The organism is Microbulbifer mixtoriginis (SeqCode) (genome assembly GCF_052468275.1).
In genome coordinates, this window is record NZ_CP174341.1 from 2,571,339 (window position 1) to 2,589,847 (window position 18,509).

At 40.7% G+C, this 18,509-nt stretch carries 15 protein-coding genes; 8 read left to right on the forward strand and 7 right to left on the reverse strand.

The genetic code is table 11. The features are described from left to right. The first annotated feature begins 110 nt into the window (after positions 1 to 110). From ACJJIC_RS11410 to ACJJIC_RS11425, 4 genes are all read left to right on the forward strand, one after another. Complete coding sequence (locus tag ACJJIC_RS11410) at positions 111 to 1,502, forward strand: MFS transporter (RefSeq protein ID WP_445356946.1); 1,392 nt, start codon at positions 111 to 113, stop codon at positions 1,500 to 1,502. 380 nt (positions 1,503 to 1,882) lie between these two features. Next, complete coding sequence (locus tag ACJJIC_RS11415; RefSeq protein ID WP_445356947.1) at positions 1,883 to 2,905, forward strand: class I SAM-dependent methyltransferase; 1,023 nt, start codon at positions 1,883 to 1,885, stop codon at positions 2,903 to 2,905. Between the two features lie 15 nt (positions 2,906 to 2,920). Then, the gene (locus ACJJIC_RS11420; protein ID WP_444898482.1) at positions 2,921 to 3,895 is read left to right on the forward strand and encodes an NAD(P)-dependent oxidoreductase; all 975 of its coding nucleotides are present in this window, start codon (positions 2,921 to 2,923) and stop codon (positions 3,893 to 3,895) included. A 9-nt stretch (positions 3,896 to 3,904) separates the two neighbouring features. Continuing rightward, positions 3,905 to 5,086, forward strand: a complete 1,182-nt coding sequence (locus ACJJIC_RS11425) for an FAD-dependent oxidoreductase (RefSeq protein ID WP_444909902.1) — start codon at positions 3,905 to 3,907, stop codon at positions 5,084 to 5,086. Positions 5,087 to 5,192: 106 nt separating this feature from the next. Here ACJJIC_RS11425 and ACJJIC_RS11430 read toward each other — a convergent pair whose 3' ends face one another. Continuing rightward, entirely contained in the window at positions 5,193 to 5,912 is a 720-nt protein-coding gene (locus tag ACJJIC_RS11430; protein WP_444909901.1) for a glycerophosphodiester phosphodiesterase, read from the reverse strand. A 373-nt stretch (positions 5,913 to 6,285) separates the two neighbouring features. Between ACJJIC_RS11430 and ACJJIC_RS11435 the strand changes: the two genes are divergently transcribed. Next, on the forward strand, positions 6,286 to 7,251 hold the full coding sequence (locus ACJJIC_RS11435; protein ID WP_444909900.1) for a UDP-glucuronic acid decarboxylase family protein: 966 nt from the start codon (positions 6,286 to 6,288) through the stop codon (positions 7,249 to 7,251). A 66-nt stretch (positions 7,252 to 7,317) separates the two neighbouring features. Here ACJJIC_RS11435 and ACJJIC_RS11440 read toward each other — a convergent pair whose 3' ends face one another. After that, positions 7,318 to 8,085, reverse strand: coding sequence for an amidohydrolase family protein (locus tag ACJJIC_RS11440; RefSeq protein ID WP_444909899.1), 768 nt, complete (start codon positions 8,083 to 8,085; stop codon positions 7,318 to 7,320). Positions 8,086 to 8,233: 148 nt separating this feature from the next. Here ACJJIC_RS11440 and ACJJIC_RS11445 point away from each other — a divergent pair, with 148 nt between their 5' ends. Continuing rightward, the gene (locus ACJJIC_RS11445; RefSeq protein ID WP_444885300.1) at positions 8,234 to 9,637 is read left to right on the forward strand and encodes an MFS transporter; all 1,404 of its coding nucleotides are present in this window, start codon (positions 8,234 to 8,236) and stop codon (positions 9,635 to 9,637) included. A gap of 278 nt (positions 9,638 to 9,915) precedes the next feature. Further along, a complete protein-coding gene (locus ACJJIC_RS11450) occupies positions 9,916 to 10,548 on the forward strand; it encodes an MIP/aquaporin family protein (protein WP_445356948.1) in 633 nt (210 codons plus the stop codon). Between the two features lie 22 nt (positions 10,549 to 10,570). Here ACJJIC_RS11450 and ACJJIC_RS11455 read toward each other — a convergent pair whose 3' ends face one another. From ACJJIC_RS11455 to ACJJIC_RS11475, 5 genes are all read right to left on the reverse strand, one after another. Then, positions 10,571 to 11,050, reverse strand: coding sequence for an AAA family ATPase (locus ACJJIC_RS11455; RefSeq protein WP_445357889.1), 480 nt, complete (start codon positions 11,048 to 11,050; stop codon positions 10,571 to 10,573). A 197-nt stretch (positions 11,051 to 11,247) separates the two neighbouring features. Beyond that, positions 11,248 to 12,105, reverse strand: coding sequence for a hypothetical protein (locus ACJJIC_RS11460; protein WP_444924796.1), 858 nt, complete (start codon positions 12,103 to 12,105; stop codon positions 11,248 to 11,250). 635 nt (positions 12,106 to 12,740) lie between these two features. After that, the gene (locus tag ACJJIC_RS11465; RefSeq protein WP_445356949.1) at positions 12,741 to 13,802 is read right to left on the reverse strand and encodes a HupE/UreJ family protein; all 1,062 of its coding nucleotides are present in this window, start codon (positions 13,800 to 13,802) and stop codon (positions 12,741 to 12,743) included. Then, positions 13,792 to 14,706 carry a peptidylprolyl isomerase gene (locus ACJJIC_RS11470; protein ID WP_445356950.1) on the reverse strand — a complete coding sequence of 305 codons (915 nt, stop codon included), beginning with the start codon at positions 14,704 to 14,706 and terminating at the stop codon, positions 13,792 to 13,794. The genes ACJJIC_RS11465 and ACJJIC_RS11470 overlap by 11 nt, the downstream gene beginning before the upstream one ends. A 104-nt stretch (positions 14,707 to 14,810) precedes the next feature. Further along, a complete protein-coding gene (locus ACJJIC_RS11475) occupies positions 14,811 to 16,727 on the reverse strand; it encodes a DUF3604 domain-containing protein (RefSeq protein WP_445356951.1) in 1,917 nt (638 codons plus the stop codon). A gap of 175 nt (positions 16,728 to 16,902) precedes the next feature. On the opposite strand from ACJJIC_RS11475, the gene ACJJIC_RS11480 reads away from it, so the two are divergent. Then, positions 16,903 to 17,931 (forward strand): AraC family transcriptional regulator, encoded by a 1,029-nt coding sequence (locus ACJJIC_RS11480; protein WP_445356952.1) that lies wholly within the window; start codon positions 16,903 to 16,905, stop codon positions 17,929 to 17,931. Positions 17,932 to 18,509: the final 578 nt, after the last annotated feature.

Genomic DNA, 18,509 nt, shown 5'->3' on the forward strand with positions numbered 1-18,509 from the left:
TCTCCAGGCACGCCAATCTTCCGCCGAGTCCGTTGCTCTACAACCTAATAAGCCAAACTGTCAAAGCAACGATCTTTGCTCTGATAAAAGAGCGCGCTCGGTAGAAATCAATGGCAGATTCCAATACTTCCAAAAGTAAAGAGAGGTTGTTGGCGCTGATTGGCCTCAGCTTCGCTGTATTTTTGGTGGCAAATGATCTAACCATATTCCCCGCCGCCATCCCCACCATTGAGCAAGAGTTTAATTCTGACATTACAAGAGCCCAGTGGATTATCAACGGCTACATCCTCGTATTTGGTGTTCTGATTGTCACGGGTGGACGCTTGGCTGATATTTATGGGCGGCGACGCATTTTTTTTATAGGTGCAGGTTTTTTTGCCTTCTTTTCGCTGTTTGCCGCTTTATCCATGGATATTTGGATGCTGCTAGTGTCCAGAGCCTTGATGGGAATTGGTGGGGCACTGATGTGGCCGGCAATATTGGGGATGGTCTATGAACTCATACCAAAAGAGCGCGCGGGCCTAGCCGGCGGCCTGATCATGGGAGTGTGTGGAATCTCTGACTCCTTTGCCCCAATGTTAGGAGGCTTTTTAACCGAGTTTGCGAGTTGGCGATGGATATTTCTTCTCGATGTTATAGTCGCTGCATTAGTGTGTTTAGGGTGCTGGAAAACAGTCGCTGATGATAAACCAGAGAAGATTGAAGAGCATATTGACTACTTGGGAGTGACGACACTCTCTATTTCTTTGTTTAGCTTGTTAATGGCCTTGGATCTTGTAGTAGAGCTGGGCTTTAAAAGTCCGATAGTTGTCCTCTTATTTATCATTAGCGTGTTTTTTCTAGGGGGCTTTACTGCTGTTGAGCGTAATGCCGGTAGTGATGCACTAATTCCCAAAGATGTTATGAGTAACAGGCGTTTCTTTGCGGCATGTGTGGTGACCTTATTGCTTTCTGTAGTCTTCTTTTCTGCGCTTGTATATATTCCACAGTTTCTCACCAAAGTGCGGGGTTATTCCCCAACATTGGCTGGTATTGGGCTGATGCCGATGATGATGGCTTACGGCTTGGTTTCCTATATATCCGGTAGGCTTTACGAAAAAATAGGAGCCAAGGTGATCATAGCGATAGGCTCGGTATTTATCAGTGCAGCAATGTTTATGCTCTCACATATACAAGTAAATACCAGCTTCCGAGAGTTGATACCAGGCCTATTGGTGCTTGGTGCCGGGGTTGGTTTTTTCTTTTCGACAGCGACTACTGTTGCAGTGACTATTGTTGCCCGCAACCGATCGAGTCTGGCTGGTGGGATTATCTATATGTTCCAGATTGCCGGCGGTGCATTGGGCTTGGGAATGAATACCACCATAATTGCCTTAGCCCCAGATCTGTCAACCGGTATAGACCGAGCTTTCACGATTAATGCCTACTTAGCACTCATCGGTCTGGTGGTATCAGTTTTGTTTATTGAAGGGGAGCCTTGTAGGGTAGGGAGTACAAAATAAAATTTCTAAAAGGGTAGTAACTCCATTTATTATCAGAAAACCTAAAAACTCCTTTTTTCTAATAATCAATATTTTCTGGATATTTACACCAGCATTAATCTTTTTTGGGGACAATATGTCTCTAGGAGGAATCACTCTTAGGTAAGCAGTCTTTATAGAGTTGATTGTGTAGGGTGAGAGTGTACGAAGGGTTGATATGGAGGGAAATTGCTAAATTTTAGAGCTTGTTTCTAAGGATATTTTAAATCTTAGTCCGTATTATTTTCTTTGTAACTACCAAGAGTTCGCCCACCATGCGGTAATCAGTCAACATTATAATTCCTCTAAATGCTTCCTGTTTAGTCAGGAAGTGGCAAGAAACACAGAGGGCGGATTAGTCTATGAGTATAGGGATGTTACAGAATTACTCCCAGGAAACCTTGGGAGCTAAGATCTGTATCGATAATAGTTGGCCTTTTTTTCTGCGCGCCTTGGATTCTATACCAAATAAAAAATTTTGTAACACTATCGATTATGGCGCTGCAGATGGTGGTACTTCTATGGAGTTATGGGGGCGAGTATTTAAAAAACTCGGTGATAAAACGATATGCCATATCGCTAATGATTTACCATCCAGTAATCTGTTAACACTCGCTGATAATCTAAACGAATTAAGAGCTAAGTTTGAAAATCTAGTGGTCTTTATACAACCCAGTAGCTTTTATAGTCATGTGGCCCCCCAGGCTTCAATCAATATTGCTCTGGCGGCTACCACAATGCACTGGCTATCTAAAATGCCTGACACTTTTTTAGAGCACATACACGCAAACAAGGTGAGTGGCTTTCGGCGCGAACCCTTCAGAGCGCAGTCCGTGAATGATTTTGATTCACTGCTTGAGGCGAGAGCCTGGGAGTTTGAGGTGGGTGGTCAATTTGTTCTTGTGGATTTGGCTCAGGATGAAAGCGGCCATTTGCTGGGTAATAACGCAAAAGATAAAGATATGTTCGACACGCTGTATGATATTTGGTTGCAGCTGTATGAAGCTGGGGAAATATCGAAAAGTGCCTTTGAAGGTGCAGTATTTCAAAATTATTATCGCACAGATGAAGATATTTGGCAGGTTCTAAATATGCCTCATCATAAGAAAAACTGGATCGTACATGAAGTGTCAATACAAATGACACCATGCCCATATCGCAGTCAGTTTGATTTGGATGGAAATGCTTCAGCCTTTTCCGAGGGGCTGATGAAAACTATACGGAGTTGGAGTGAGCGAACATTCCATACATCAATTGTTGAGTATGGAGGGAGTTCTACTGCGATTGCAAAGTTATATGATGAGTTGCAGGAACGTATTTTCAATAGTCCCAATCAATATAGTATGGATTATGTTCATCACTATATTCGCTTGGAGCGTCGCTGATATGGTGGATCTATCATGAGTGTAGATTTACTTTCGATTGAAATGTCATGTGGAACACTCCATTTCGCTTGCGCTAAAAGAAGTTCGCTGCCAGCGAATGGCGGCCTGAGAGTATTAGAGTATCAGAAGGATGAATATGCTGCTGATGAAGCCTGTCAGTTAGCAGAGCGAATGCAGGTTAAGCACCAAACCTATCATACAGGATTTAGGGGTGGAAAAATTGTTGCAAATGTCAATAGCATATCGCAAGCATCCTTTGATGAAATTATTAACATAGCAGCATCAGAGCTCAATAAAAGAAAAGGAGATATGTTCACTGGTGCAGACCTTAACTTTGGAGATACACAAGTGATGCGTCTAGCTGCGAAAACCCAATATGTGTTAGCCGCATTAGGTTCAAAGGTGCATTATGCAGAAGCTACGGCGTCAGGTGCTTTAGGTGCGATTGCAGCGGGAAAGTCCGCACTCAATATCCCCAGGGCAAGAGTTCTAGTGCATGGTGCAGGTGCTGTTGGGAGCAGAATCGTTAAAAGGTTGGTAAAAATGGGAGAGCTGGTATCTGTCTATGACCATATCTTGGAGCGAGGGAGTATTTCAGGTGCCGTCAATTCTGAAAATATAGAAAATTGGATTTCACAGGACTGGGATATTGTTGTTCTCGCATCAGCCTCTCGGATAATTGATGTTGCTTTGGCTAGGAATCTAAAGGCTAGAGTATTGGTTTGTGTGGCTAACTTACCTTTTGTATCTGGAGCTCAACAAATATTGGAAGAAAAAGGCACGATAGTATTTGATGAAGGACTTTCTAGTGCCGGTGCAGTGATGGCTGATTCTATTGAGTTTTACAACCCAGAGGTTTGGCGGTCTGTGAATCCACGGCAAGTCTATCATTTTATATTTAGTAAAATTTCTGAAGCCTGCTTTAAAAAATTGGAATCCGGTTACCCCCATCTTAATTATTTAGGAAGACAGTTTGTTGGCTACGGTTAGAGCGTTAAGATGACAAGCTACTATGATGTGATAATCATTGGTGCGGGTATGGCAGGGCTGAGTTCGGCTTATGCGCTACGTAAATCTGTGGATTCCATTCTAGTTTGTGACCAATTCCAGATTGGAAATACTTTTGGTAGTAGCTCCGGTAGTACGAGAATGTTCAGAGCGATGTACTCCAATCCATATTACTGCCAAGCTGCAAAATATTCTAATGTACTTTGGGAGTCTCAGGAAAAACATTATGGTAAAAAACTTAGAGTATCCCATGGCTTGTTATTTTACGGTGAAGACTGGGGAGAGGAAACCATTGAAGGGAGTATCTGTGCAGCTAAACATGTCATGCAGAGGCAATCAATACCTTTTGAAGAGTTGACTGCAAAGGAAATTAGTGAGCGCTGGCCACTGCGCACCAAGCCCGGCTGGCAAGGGCTATTTGAGCCAGCAGCAGGCGCTGTGTTATCCGGCGAGTCCTTAAATTTTTGGAAAAATGAAGTGATTCGTTGCGGCCATAAAATTAGATTAGGAACCAAAGTGGTTTCGGTCTCTGATGGTACTGATGTAAATGTCCTACTTGAGGATGGTACTAAAGCTTCATCCAAGCGTTGTATTATAGCAGCAGGCCCTTGGTCTAGGAATTTTCTTGAACTGTTGGGGTATCAGGTACAGCTTCAGATTTGGCCAATGTTATGGGCGTACTATACGATTGAAAAAGATCGTATGGATACCTATCCACAGTGGTTCTGTTTTCAGGAAAAAGCAAAGAATGATCCTGATCAAGGGCTTTACTATGGGTTTCCTTATATGGGGAATACGAAGAACGGCATAGGCTTGATCAAAATAGGTATTGATTGGACACCAGATAAGTTAAAAAGGTCAGATTACATTCCCACTCCGAATATGACGATTCCTACAGAGCTACTGCAAATTCTAGATGATTTTGTATTTTCTTATATAGAAGGTGTTAGGTCCCGCTCAGAAGTACACTTATGTCCTTATACAATGAGTGCAGACGCAGGGTTTGTATTAGACCGCTTGAGCAAAAATATTTTTATCTTTAGCCATGGTTCAGGTCAAGCCTTTAAGTTTGCCCCAGTGATTGGGGAGAATTTAAAGCGTCTAGTATTGGATGAGAAACCTTTGTTTGATTTGTCACCCTGGTCTGTAAAAAGAGCCGCTTTGCAAGTTTGAAGTGTTAAGGGCTATGAGAATCAATTTAGATAGGTACTAAATGTTCGCGTAAATGTTTTTATTTTTAAGTCAAAAATAATTGCCGATTAAGTTTTTGATTGGTTGGTTATGTGCCCATAATTTTTTTATTGAAATCCAAGACCATTTGTGGTCTGTCAGTAAATACTCCATCCACACCCTGTGAGGCAAGTAGTGCTAAGTCGTCAGGGTTATTTACAGTGAAAATATAGTTTTTTAACCCTCGATATTTGGCATCGTTAAGTAAATCTTTGTGGAGGAAGTCCAAGGCAGTATGTAGTGAATAAGCTTTCAAAGGGGCTGTACATGCGGCTAGATCGAGGGGAACCCCAACTATTATGACACCGCGGCGAACTTCTGGTATTAGGCGTAGGCATTCATATAATTGTAATTGATCAAATGAAGATACTATATATTGATCAAAAGTAGCTCCCCTATCTGTAACAAATATACGAATCTCTTGTGCCAATAGTGCCGCACAATTAGGGCCTTTGAGTTCTATATTTAATTGAGCCTTGTCACCTATTAAGTCTAAGACTTCTTGTAGCGTTGGAATCTTACTGCCACAGGGTAAAGGCATAGCTCTAAGAGTTTCTGGTTGCATGTCTGTAATAATTGTATTCCCAGGTTGCAAACGACCTAGGCGCCTATCATGAGTAACAAGAAGTTGACCGCCAATATTCCATATATCAATTTCTACTCCTCCAACCTTCAAATCCAGTGCTTCGCCAATTGCCTGTAGCGTGTTTTCACTAAACAAGCCTTGGTAACCTCGGTGAGCAAAGCAGAAGAGGGTGCCTAATGCCATTTTCAGAAAGTCCAAGTAGTTGATATAAATAAATGATTTATAAGGTGTATTCTAGAAGATTGTGTTGTTATTAATACTAATCGATAGTGGTTTGTAAGTGTTAATGGGTGGTTCTCTCAAGTAGTGATGTGTTTCCTTAGCTAATTTGGCTGAGTCTTAAAAGGTCACTGTAATGGGTTGAATTATGAATCCTTGTGGGCTTACCATTTAACAGTGGCGTGAAATGTTGTGATACAACTATCTTTATGGCATAAATAATAAGTGGCTATATTTAACTCTATCTTAAAGATGGTGTGTTTGATAAGTTTTATGGCTTGTGTGTGTTATTCGATTCTATGATTTATAGGTTTGGTATTTTAAATGTGGAATTATAATGTCACGAATATTGGTTGCAGGTGGCGCCGGCTTCTTGGGGGCTCATCTATGTGAAAAATTATTGGGAGAGGGGCATGATGTCTACTGCGCTGATAATTTACACACGGGGGTAAAGCACAATATAAAACATCTGTTATCGAATTCATGTTTCAATTTTATTCAGCATGATGTAACAAACGCATTATATGTTGATGTTGATGAAATTTATAATCTGGCTTGCCCAGCTTCGCCAATTCATTACCAGGTTGATCCAGTACAGACGCTAAAGGTTAATATTAATGGCGCAATTAACATGCTTGACCTTTCAAAGCGGGTTAACGCCAAAATACTCCAGGCTTCATCAAGCGAAGTCTATGGAGACCCTGAAGTGCATCCTCAGTCTGAGCAGTACTGGGGAAAAGTAGATCCGGTGTGTATGCGTTCATGTTATATTGAAGGGAAACGGTGTGTTGAAACCCTGTTTTTCAGTTACTTCCGTCAATATGGATTACAAATTAAAGTAGGTAGGATCTTCAATACATACGGACCAAGAATGCACCCAAATGATGGGCGTGTAATAAGTAACTTCATCGTTCAGGCGCTTAAGGGTGATGATATAACCATATATGGTACTGGCCAACAAACACGAAGCTTTTGCTACGTTGATGACTTAGTTGAGGGATTGATTCGCTTGATGGGGGCTCCAGCAAACATAACGGGCCCCATCAATCTGGGAAATCCATCTGAGATTACTATTAGTCAGCTGGCTCAGCGTATACTTTCATTAACGGGGTCATCTTCAAAATTGATCTACCTACCATTACCTAGAGATGATCCTCGTCAGCGTAAACCAGTTATTGATCAGGCAAAATCTTTACTTAATTGGGAGCCCAAAGTAAAGCTAAACGATGGACTTAAACAAACCATTATTTACTTTGAGAAGCTGCTTTGTGCAAGAGGGAGCTCTGGGTTATTGAAAAATTAATTTCAAAGCCTTAAACATTGAAGTTGGCAATATTGATTGATAGATTAATACACATTAACTTCCTATCTATTCATTCTGGTGAAAATAAAATGCTTTAGCATTTTGCCAAAGAACTTGGTTGGCTCCCGTTTCATCCAGGGTATTTTTAATTAATGTGACATCCTCATCTCGAAAAGGACGCGGTGCTCTAGTAGACGGTAAATCTGAACCGAACATAAGGCAGCTAGGGTTAGCCTGATAAAGATCCTTAATGGCGTTAGATGGATTGAAGTCCAGGCGCCCAAATCCTGTTGCTTTCACTCGTACACCTTTTTCGGCAAGAGATAGCAGCAACTTGAGCCCAGATTGACTCAACCCCAGGTGATCAATAGACACGCTGGGTAGGGTTAGTAAGGTGCTTTCTAGAGGGGCCAAATTGGCTGAATCTATATAGAGTTCTACATGCCAATTGACCAGATCATAGACTCTTTGTGCGAAATCTTTGATAGTTGCTGCAGAGATTGAACCCCCACGCTTAAGATTGAATCTTACAGCACGGACGCCATGTTCATTGAGCGCCAATATCTTTTCATCTCTGGTATCTGGCGGAAGCTGGATCACTCCTACAAAATTCTTCCCTAGGTTTTTTAGGGCATCCATTAGGTAGGTGTGATCATTACGCTGAAAAGACCCGGAAATAACTGCACCACCGAGAAGGTCGTAATTTTTTACCCTGTCCAAATAGTCGCTGGTGGTAAAGAAATCAGGCGTAAATCCTTGATTTGAAAAAAGAGGAAAACCAGGGGTAATAATGTGAAAATGACTGTCGAAAATAGCAGTTCTATCTGTGGGCATAATAAATAACATCTAAAGACTTTGGGTTGAGTGACTTTCTAAAAGTAATGCGCTCACAAAAAATTAATACTAAAAGGGTCAGATAGGCCAAACTTTCTAGAATGATTTTTTAGTTCGTGCTGTAAAAATAAGTGCCGGGAAGGATACCATGACAGAAACTAGGACTCCCCTGACAAAAACCCAATTTTGGGGTTTGGTAGCACTCAGTCTAGCGGTATTTCTTATTGCAAATGACTTCACAGCTTTCTCTGTAGCGATTCCTGCAATGGAGAAGGAGTTTAACTCTGATATCACTACGGCTCAGTGGGTAATAAACGGATATACCCTGGTTTTTGGCGTTCTAATCATCTCTGGAGGGCGCTTGGCCGATATGTTTGGGCGCCGACGTATCTTCTTTATCGGCACTGCAATTTTTGTCTTTTTTTCTCTTCTTGGTGGACTGGCTGTAGACATGTGGATGCTCCTAATATCTCGGGCGCTAATGGGTATTGGAGGCGCAATGATGTGGCCGGCCATTCTGGGGATGATCTATGGATTAATGCCGGAGGATCGTTCAGGCTTGGCGGGTGGCCTAATTATGACAGTCTGCGGAGCATCCAATGCCATTGGGCCAATGTTGGGAGGAATACTAACTGATTTAGCTAGTTGGCGCTGGATCTTTTTTATTAACATCCCCATTGCGATTTTGGCTTGCCTAGTTTGTTGGAAGGTGATCGCCGATGACAGTCCGGATAAAGTTGATGAAAAAATAGATTATGCAGGAGTAACGACTCTTTCTATCTCATTGTTTGGTTTGCTCGTTGCGCTGGATTTGGCGGTAGACTTTGGCTTTAAAAGCCCCTGGATAGTCTCTTTATTTGCAGTTTTCTTGATATTTTTGGGGCTTTTTATCATCGTAGAACGCAATGCTGGCAAGAATGCCTTAATCCCTGAAGATGTAGCCACAAATAATAAGTTCTTTGCGGCGGGCATGGCAACATTACTACTCTCTGTGGTCTTTTTTGCAGCATTGCTCTATATCCCTCAGTTTCTGACCAAGGTTAGGGGTTACTCAGCAGCATTTTCTGGAATAGGGTTGTTACCAATGATGGCGGTATTTGGGATAGTTTCCTATATATCTGGCAGTTTGTATGAAAAGCTTGGAGCTAAAGTGATTGTTTCTGCCGGTACCATTTGTATGTGTATAGGAATGTTTATGCTTTCGCACATGACTGCCAATACCACCTATCCGGTGCTTATTCCCGGCTTGATGATTCTGGGTGCGGGGGTTGGGCTCTTCTATTCCACAATAACGACTGCGGCGATAACGGTAGTCGATCCATCCCGATCAAGTCTAGCTGGAGCAATACTTTATATGTATCAAATAGCCGGTGGGGCATTAGGATTAGGAATGAATACCACCATCGTTGCTATGGCTCCAGATCTTCCCACAGGTATTGATAGAGCTTTTACAGTCAATGCCTACCTTGCCTTGGCAGGCTTTGTAGTGTGTGTTTTATTTGTAACAGGTAAAGATGTGAAAGTAGATTATGAAGAAGAGGGGATTTTGTGAAGCTCTTTAGAGAATTTATAAGGTGCTCTAACTTAAGTTATTAGGGAGGCCATAGATTATCAGTGATCACTCTTCAATGATTGAAAACTATTTAATCAATAGAAACATCTTTGGTAAATAAAAAGCATGTAAAACCAGATCTAAATTAAGCCATTCAATGATGTTTAATAGTCTACAATCATCTAGGCACTTTTTAAGTGCCCAATAGAAAAACAATTTTTCAGTCAAGTCGATTGTATTAATGCTGAGAATAATTTGCTGATGTTGAGAGAATGCCTATGAATTATACTTTTATACAAAAGTTATCTGCAGAATTGATTGGTACTTTCATTCTCGCTGCAGCGGTATTAACCTCACTAACCCCAAGCAACCCTTTTCCCATAGCGACACCTATTGCTGCGGGGCTTGCATTGGGCTTATGCGTATATCTCCTTGGGGGCATTTCTGGCTGTCATATCAACCCAGCAATTTCTTTTTCCATGTTAATCTCCAAGAAGATTAGCTTTAGAGACTTTCTGGGTTATGTAATTGTTCAAGTTTGTGGAGGAGTTTTGGCGTTACTGATGGTAACCATGTATGTGCCATTGGGGCAGGAAGGTTGGCTGGTTTCCCATAAAGCCTCTGTTTTTAGCGGTATTGGTGAAGCATTGGGGACTGCTTTCTTTAGTTTTGGGGTTATGTCTACGACATATAATAAAGATATAAGTAAGGCTACCTCAGGGGTTGTTGTGGGTGGCTCACTACTGCTAGGGTTGATTGTATCCCACAACGCTTCATACGGAATTTTAAACCCGGCTGTGGCTTTGGCAACAAAGGCCTGGAGCTGGGATTATTTATTCATGCCCTTTGTTGGTGGAGCTGTAGGAGCATTGATTAGTTATTTACTATTTAGGCCCAGTAAACATACTTAGTAGCATTGTAGAATCACCCTTTTTAAGTATAAGTTTGATTTTTACTGTAAATAGATTTCTTTCCTTGGAAGGATTCATAAAATTTCAAATGTGAGTCGTAAGAAAAGGTATCTAGCCTTGTTTTATACTCCTTTATCCAATTAATCAGCATATTTAGATTTGAATCTTGAGCTTCTTTAGAGTCATACTTATGCGGTTCCCATGGCCTAGACTTGGCATTGTGTATACATTGCTCAATATTAAGATCCATAAATATGACTTCAGTGGCTTGGTCAGCCAGAATTTCTAATAAATCTGTATAACACCCCTCTACCACCCAGTTTTCATGTTTCTCAAGAAAGTCAATGACCTTCAATTGAGATTCATCTAGAGGCATTCTTTGCGGGGGAGAGGTTGGCAGCCATGCCAAGGTGTCTAAATCTAAATGTGCAAGTCCTAACTTCTGGGAAAGATGCTTTGCTAGAGTGGATTTTCCTGAGGCTGAATTGCCAAATATTAACACCTTGCTCAATGATGTATCCTATAAAATAGTTGAAGAGAATTAGTTAATAACTCTTCCTATTGATTTTAAGAGCAGAAATAGTAGCAAAGAACGATGTATGTGCCTAGCTTGTCTCGATACTAAGGTTGACCAATATTACTATTTCTGCGCGTTGAATAGATATTTTCTTGTGATGTAAAATAGCCGACAGTTATATTCTACCCCATAATAACTTTCGCCATATTCAGATGCGGATGCTGTGGATTATACTTAATTCCGTTGTTCGGTGAAAAACCGTAATGCTCTGCCAGCGCTGTTACAAGCACGTAAGTATAGAAGTCGCCTATGGAAGTATCGCCACTGAATTTGCCAGCAGCATCTAAGAGTTTTTGCTTGTTTTCTGATAATTCTAGACCGGTTTTATTAAAATTTTTAAGGTCTCGTATATCGCTATACATCCACGCGACAATAATTGTATTTCCTACTGCTGTTGGTGCAAAAAGACCAATGATATTTGAAGCAATAGCCAAAAAATCACGACGGACAGCTCTATAGTGTTCGCTCCAACTGGTATCCACCGCCCCAAGATTTTGTTTTAGACTTTTAAGTGCAAGTATAGTGGCCACAATTCCATTGATCTTTGAGGGGATATCATGGATGGATGAGGCTAAAGAAGAAGTTGAAATGCCAAGGTTAATTTTTCTGTCTTTTTTGAGAGCATTATTTTTCTCAATTTTCTTGTCAATATTGTTTGTAAGGTGTGCTGTGGAACAAAGTCTTTGATAATCTACAACCGTTAACAAAAAGCTGTTTTTCATCGAGTCAAGCTGTGAGATTTCACTAGCTGGCACTTTAGAAGTTAAGTATTCCCTGAGAAAGGAGTGAATAGCCAAAATACAACTAACTTCACTGTTAAGGTGATTCCAATATATCTGACCTTCTATAGAACGATCGCGGCCAGCAACGTAGTTGTTGCTGATATCTCTCTTGATAATTTTACCCCATACATCATAGCCAGTAGAGCAAAATTTAATCATTTGCTGGATTTTTAAGTCGGTGAAAATATCTGGAGTCATATGCAATCCCTTGATGAAATTAAATGTTCAGTATTTTCTCATTATTATTAGTTCTTCAAGCGTAAGAAAATTACTTAACCAAAAGGTATAGGAATAGCTAGACAGGTTGTGAGTAAAATTTGATATAAACCATATTTTGAAGAGGCTGTATACCAAATGCCTTTACCTATAGCTACCCGTTACAAACCGAGCGAATACTAGCATACTCACTTCTCAAGCAAATTACCTCTTGGCACACTGACTTTAAGGGCTGGATTACTGGCTTGAGATGAAAGAATCTGAAAAGAGCCAGCTATGAACACTTACACCTAATTGGCACCAATGTGCACACTGCAGCGGGACTTCAATATCTGTACTGACGTTTTAGTTAGTCTCTTTATGAGGCAATGATGAAGTGGAATGTACCAGATATGGAAAGTTTGGCACCTTATGAATCTTATCATATGTCGGTCTGATACCCGTGTAGGGTGTGATTTGAACGATGTTTCATTGAGTTGCAGCACTGCAAGCGCAGCATTCTTTTCATAGCGATAGTACAAATAATACGATAAGTCTGAGCCTTTTGGATCTTTCAGGGTACGAAATGCTCTATTGGATTAATATCGGTTTAACCTACAGTTAACGGTTTAGTTAACTTAGTAAATCAAACCCAGAGCTCTGTCGATTGACCAATATGCACTAACCACTCCAACTGGATAAATAATGTACCCTGACTGTGCCAAGATATGTTTATAAAAAAATGAAACGCTCCACCTTGAAAAGGTCCACTTGGTCAGGAAAATTGAAGCAATCGTGACTAAAACAAAGAGTATCTGCCCAAGCTCTACACCTATATTAAAGCTAAACAAAGCGATGATTTTCTGACTTTGTGGAAGACCTAATTCTGTTAATGCACTGGCAAACCCGAACCCATGTAACAACCCAAATCCACCAGCTACAATAGCAGGATAACGCCAGGTCAAAGTATTTTTATTACCCCGCTCAATGGCGTATACAATTTCTGCGGATAGAAACATAATGCTTAATGGGATCAAAACTTCCACAACATCAATTCTAATGGAGAATAGATTTAAACTTGCGAGCCCCAATGTGAGGGAGTGTCCTAATGTAAATCCACTAATAGCGACTAAAATACTCTTAAGGCCTTGGGCAATAAATACTAAACATAATACAAAAAGCAAGTGATCATAGCCCTCTAGTATATGTAGAAATCCAGCCTCAATATACTGTTTAATACACTCCCAAATAGTTAATTTGTAAGGTAAGTCTATTACTAAGATCTTTGGGCCACTAAAGATGTTGATTGTATCACCCTTAAGTTTTTTATATTGAATTAAGCTTGATAAGGCAGGGTTAGCAATTGGGTATGAGATTTTTAATTTAAGGGTGTTCTCTGCTCCTTTAAAATCATGCAGGTGGGAGGCTTGACATAGATAGCTCTTAACATGACGCCCAGAAAAATCTAATGTAGTTGAGTGCCTTTGGCAAAAATTTCCTGTCAAACTTACTTCAGGCTCAGTACCTGGTTGCATAACTGGCGGTGTTTTCCAGCGAAGGATGTATCTGCTTTCCGAGATCTCTTTTAATTCAATGTAAAGCGGTCTTCCATCATGAGCAAAGCTTAGATTATTAAAGATTGTACCTAGTAAAGAAATTATAATGGTTGTAATGGTCTTGTAGAGACTTCTATTTAGCATAGGTTGTGTCCATAGGCACATAAGGTAAGGAGTTGTCCCACTCAACTCTATACTCAGCCAGCAATTCTTTAAATTTCATTTTTTTATTCACTTCCAATTTTTCTCGTCGATAATCCTCTAGAACTAAGGGGTAGGCCTCGCTAAGGCTGGGTAGGCGACTTTTTTTGTGATCGCTAACCAATATCAGGTGTAGACCATAGGGGGATTCAAGCGGGCCAGACCAGGTGTTTAAGGGCAGGCGGAAAACATTCTGCGCCAAAGTATTTCCGAGATGGCTAGCTACTAGTTGAGAAGTTCGTTCTACATAGTTTCGATGGAAAAGAAACCTATCCCCATAGAGGGAAGATTTTTCAAAAGGGATTGATTGTTTTAAAAGTTGATCCAAAGTCTGCTTGGCGGTCTCCTCTAAATTTTCTTTAGAGTAATGCCTCGCATCAAAGAAAACATGGGTGAAAGTAATTGATGCTTCGATGCGATACTTTTCTTGATTAAGTTGAAAGTAATTTTTCAAATCTTCATCAGTAATACTTATCTTACTAGAAAAGCCTCCAGTTACGTAGTCCAGCTTTTGAATAAGTCGTCTTCGTATAATTTGATCATGCTCCTGTAAACCTAGATTGATCGCTTCTCGATAAAGTATTTCTTCCCTAATGTAATCATCAATCAAGTTGAATTTTTCAGTTTGAGTTAGGCTTTGCCAATAACGTCTAGCAAATGTTTGGTTGAATGTTTTTTTCTGAAATTGGAGGTGCTCAATTATCTTGTCTTCGTTTATAAGTAGGGTGTATTCTTGATTGAATCTATTATCTTTGTTTAGAAATTCTGCAGCGATGAATAGTATTAATGCGATAATGAAAAAGTGTAGCAGGGGTTCTTTTCTTAGTTCTTCAAACTTCCACTGCATTTAATGTCCTCCATTGATATTTATAGAGAGTTTCTATTCTTCATCAGAATGGATTAACGAAATTAACCATCAAGCTTCTTTAGTTATCGGGTTTATTAAAGATATTAGGGGGTATACCAGATAGGAGAAGTGTAAGCACGCTCCTGGAGAACCGCGGGCCCTTCAGGTGGTATCTGAATACTTCCATCATTAACTTCTTTTGAGGCTACGGCATCGTAGAGTGAATGGCGTGGAGTAGGGATCTGCAATACTCGAACATAGTAAAAAGCGCGTGCATTTACATCAAAATCTGGGTCTTGCCATAAAGTGGATAATTCAATAGAACCAATCTTATTGGTATATTGTCCTGTTTCTCGATTTACTGTATCACCTACGGAATCTAATTTCCCTTGGTTGTTAAGAGTACGTTCCCCAGACCAAGCAACATTGAATATTTTTTCATGGCTTTTTCCTGTCGTATCTAACCAGGATTTAACAACTTGGATTCTATCCAGATTTGCTCCTTTGGGATCTTTAACCGCACGTATGAGCAGCTGAATTGGTTTGTTAGCTTCTTGTGGTTTGGTCAAATCTCCTCCCATAGGTACGCCATGGATGTATCCCAATTCGGCGATATTTTCAGCATCTATGGCGTGCTTAGGGAAGTTCCAGCCGGCAAAGACACGTACCTGTATTCTAGGTCCGGTAGTGGCATACACTTCACGGCGTTTAAACGCAGCGAAAAGGCTCTCTCTTGTATTTTCTTCTGCCCAAGCGGCAGCGAGTCCAGAAGCAGACATATTCCAGCCAGTAGCCTTGGTCCCGCCAATGACAGTGTTGGTACGCTTGCTAGTTGGTATGGAATCATGGGCAAATTTACCCCAGAAATTGTTCTCCTCTGCAGTAGACATACCAGTATGTGAATCCGTGGACCCTATAAAACCCAACTTATAAGGGTTTGCACCAATTTTATCCTGTATCTCCAGGCCAGTACGCAAGGCGGATCTAATGAAGTCACCTTTAGCAATACGGTAAGCCTCTGGATCAGCTTGTAAGTAAAATGGATAATTTTCGAAGTCGGCGAAGGGATCTCGCGGTGAAAGTTTTGAATGGGTTTCTGAATCCCCCTTAATTTGTGTTATTTCGACTAAGGGCTCCCAGCGCATACGTGTGCGCGCATACTGTGCATCAATTGGCTCACCGCGCAGTGTGGTTTCTGCGAACATGTAGCCTTTGGAAACATTGGAGTTATGAGGAATGGCAATAAATTCACTGCCAGTTCGTTGAGAAGTCTCATCTAACCAGTGCCATAAATCCTCTGGATATTGGCTCTGGTCAGACCCAAAAGGAAGATACTGCTTAGCCTTTTCTGCACCATCTGGGGACACCACGACCCGGTGTAAATTAGCCCCGGTTGGTGTTGAACTCCATTCCCAGCCTATAAAGCTGGTGAAGGTACCTGGGTTATTGTGACGCTCTGCGGCGTCGATTATATCGTTCCAGGCGCTTGTCCGGGTTTTATTCAAATCTCCAAGCACTGGTTCCGGGGGCTGGTTAGCTGGATCCTGGACAGGATCAAGGTAGGTTTCGGAGTCTAGTGCTTTAGCTGGCAGCAGCTCATTGAAAATATCCATACCCTCATTGATCGATACCTTATAGCGAATATGCTGCTTGGCTAACCAGCGCATCATCGACTGATAAAAGGACATCTCGCTATCGAGCTCATCTGTTTCATTAACCACTGCTCTCATAACACCCAATCCTTCAGCGTGATCCGATACCACTAGAAAATCCAGAGGTGTATCGATACGTACTTTTGCATGGGTATAAGGGTGAATGACCGGTTGCCCCTTTGCCCAGCGGTAAGCGGTATCCGGGGTTGCCGAATAATTTTGGCTTAAGAAGGCATCAAATGAGTATGAGGTATGAAGGTGCATATCTCCCCAAAAAAGCTGAGTCGGCTCATTGGCAATAGCTACATGATGCATAGTGACTACTACCAGCCCGGTAAGATACACAACTTTTTTAATAAGACTTTTCATGTTTTTAATCGTTATAGTCGTTTATCTTTTTTAAAGCATAGACTCACTTAACATGCCAAGATTGTTAGGATAATCTTGACAGGCAAGGAAATGAGTCAGTGGATGCTAATCGATTGGCTTATAGGTTTCTTTGCCGATAAGGCCAATCTCTTGACTAATTAGGACATATGTGTAAATGGCTGAGTATGGACACACGACCATTGCAACGTGGGTATTACCCATTATTGAAACATTGAAACCATATTGTTCTGCCCAAGAAATCCTGCGGTGTGCAGAAATTGACCCAAAATGTATTGAGGATGCAAATCAAAGAATACCTCTAGATAATATGAAAAAACTATGGGAATTCGCTGAAGCTATCTCAGGTGATGATTGTATTGGATTGCAAGTTACTAAGTACGTCAAACATACAAATCTTCACGCTCTAAGTTATGCGCACTTGTCGAGTAGCTCCATTAGAGAAAGTTTATTGAGGTCAGCACGATTTTCAGAGGTGGTCACCACCGCAATGAGAATTAATATACATGATGAAAAGAAGCAAGTTATAGTATCTTGGAAAAAAGTCGATGACTTTATTTATGAGCCAAGTATTCATGCTATAGATGCCTTTATGGCATTGCTTATAAAGTCCATTGGCAAGATATGCCCAGAAGTCCATCAACACTTAATATCCATTAATCTACAGAGACCGAGACCTTCCGTTCTTAAATACCATCAACGGATGTATAGATGTCCAATCAATTTTTCGGCTGATTCTTGCGAGATTAGATTTAAGCAAGAGTTTGTTGACCGGAAGCTCTCTTCAGGAAACAATGAGTTAGTTAGCATTAATGAACAGGCCTTGATAAGTTATTTAGAGCGATTGCGGAAGAGTGACATAGTCAGTATGACTAATAGAGTGCTTATTGACCTGATGCCCTCAGGAGATTTTTCACAAGAGGCAGTGGCCAGGGAGCTTGCTATTAGTTGTCGTAGCCTACATAGAAAACTCAAAGAAAAAAATTCCAGTTATCAGATCATTCTGGATAAAATACGTAAATATCAAGCGGTTCAATACCTTAAAGAACATGAGCTTCCTATCACTTTAATTGCCTATAAACTAGGTTTCTGTGATACTAGTAGTTTCTCTCGAAGCTTCAAAAAATGGACTGGACAATCACCGCGCGAATTCCGGAATAATTGTAGTGAAAGTTTCTCTATTTAAATTGGTATAGGCTGAGTGCGAATATGATCTTTCAAAGAGACAGCGGCTATATTTGAGTTTTGTATATGTGAGATTAATTGAGTCCAGATATTCTCTTGTTTGGTGTCGGTGATCCAGATCTTCTTGAGGCTATCTATAGATAGGCCTTTGCATATTGAGCTATTCAGGCCAATCCATTTTTGGCGATCTTTGTTGTGCGAATATAGTGTGAAGATCTATTATTTTATGGGCAGTTAGTCGATTATCTAGAATATTAAGCTCGTATTTCTTGTCTCCTATTACCATATCTTTGGTAGTTCGATGGTCTTCTTAGTTTTAGTGTTTACGTCCTGGGCGATCCAATATATAGGATGGTGTAGCACTGACAGGCTCTGTGGAGGATAGATGGAATCATATTATCTACTATTTACTAGGGTAGGGTGGCTAAATTTATGACCACAAAATTTTAGGCTTATATATGATTTAATACTGTGCTAACAATCAGTAGCATACAGTAACTATGATGAAGTATGCCCTATACTGTTGTCTCAGCCGTTAGAGGCTAATTGTCAAGGGTCGGTCTTAGTAACGTGCTATTT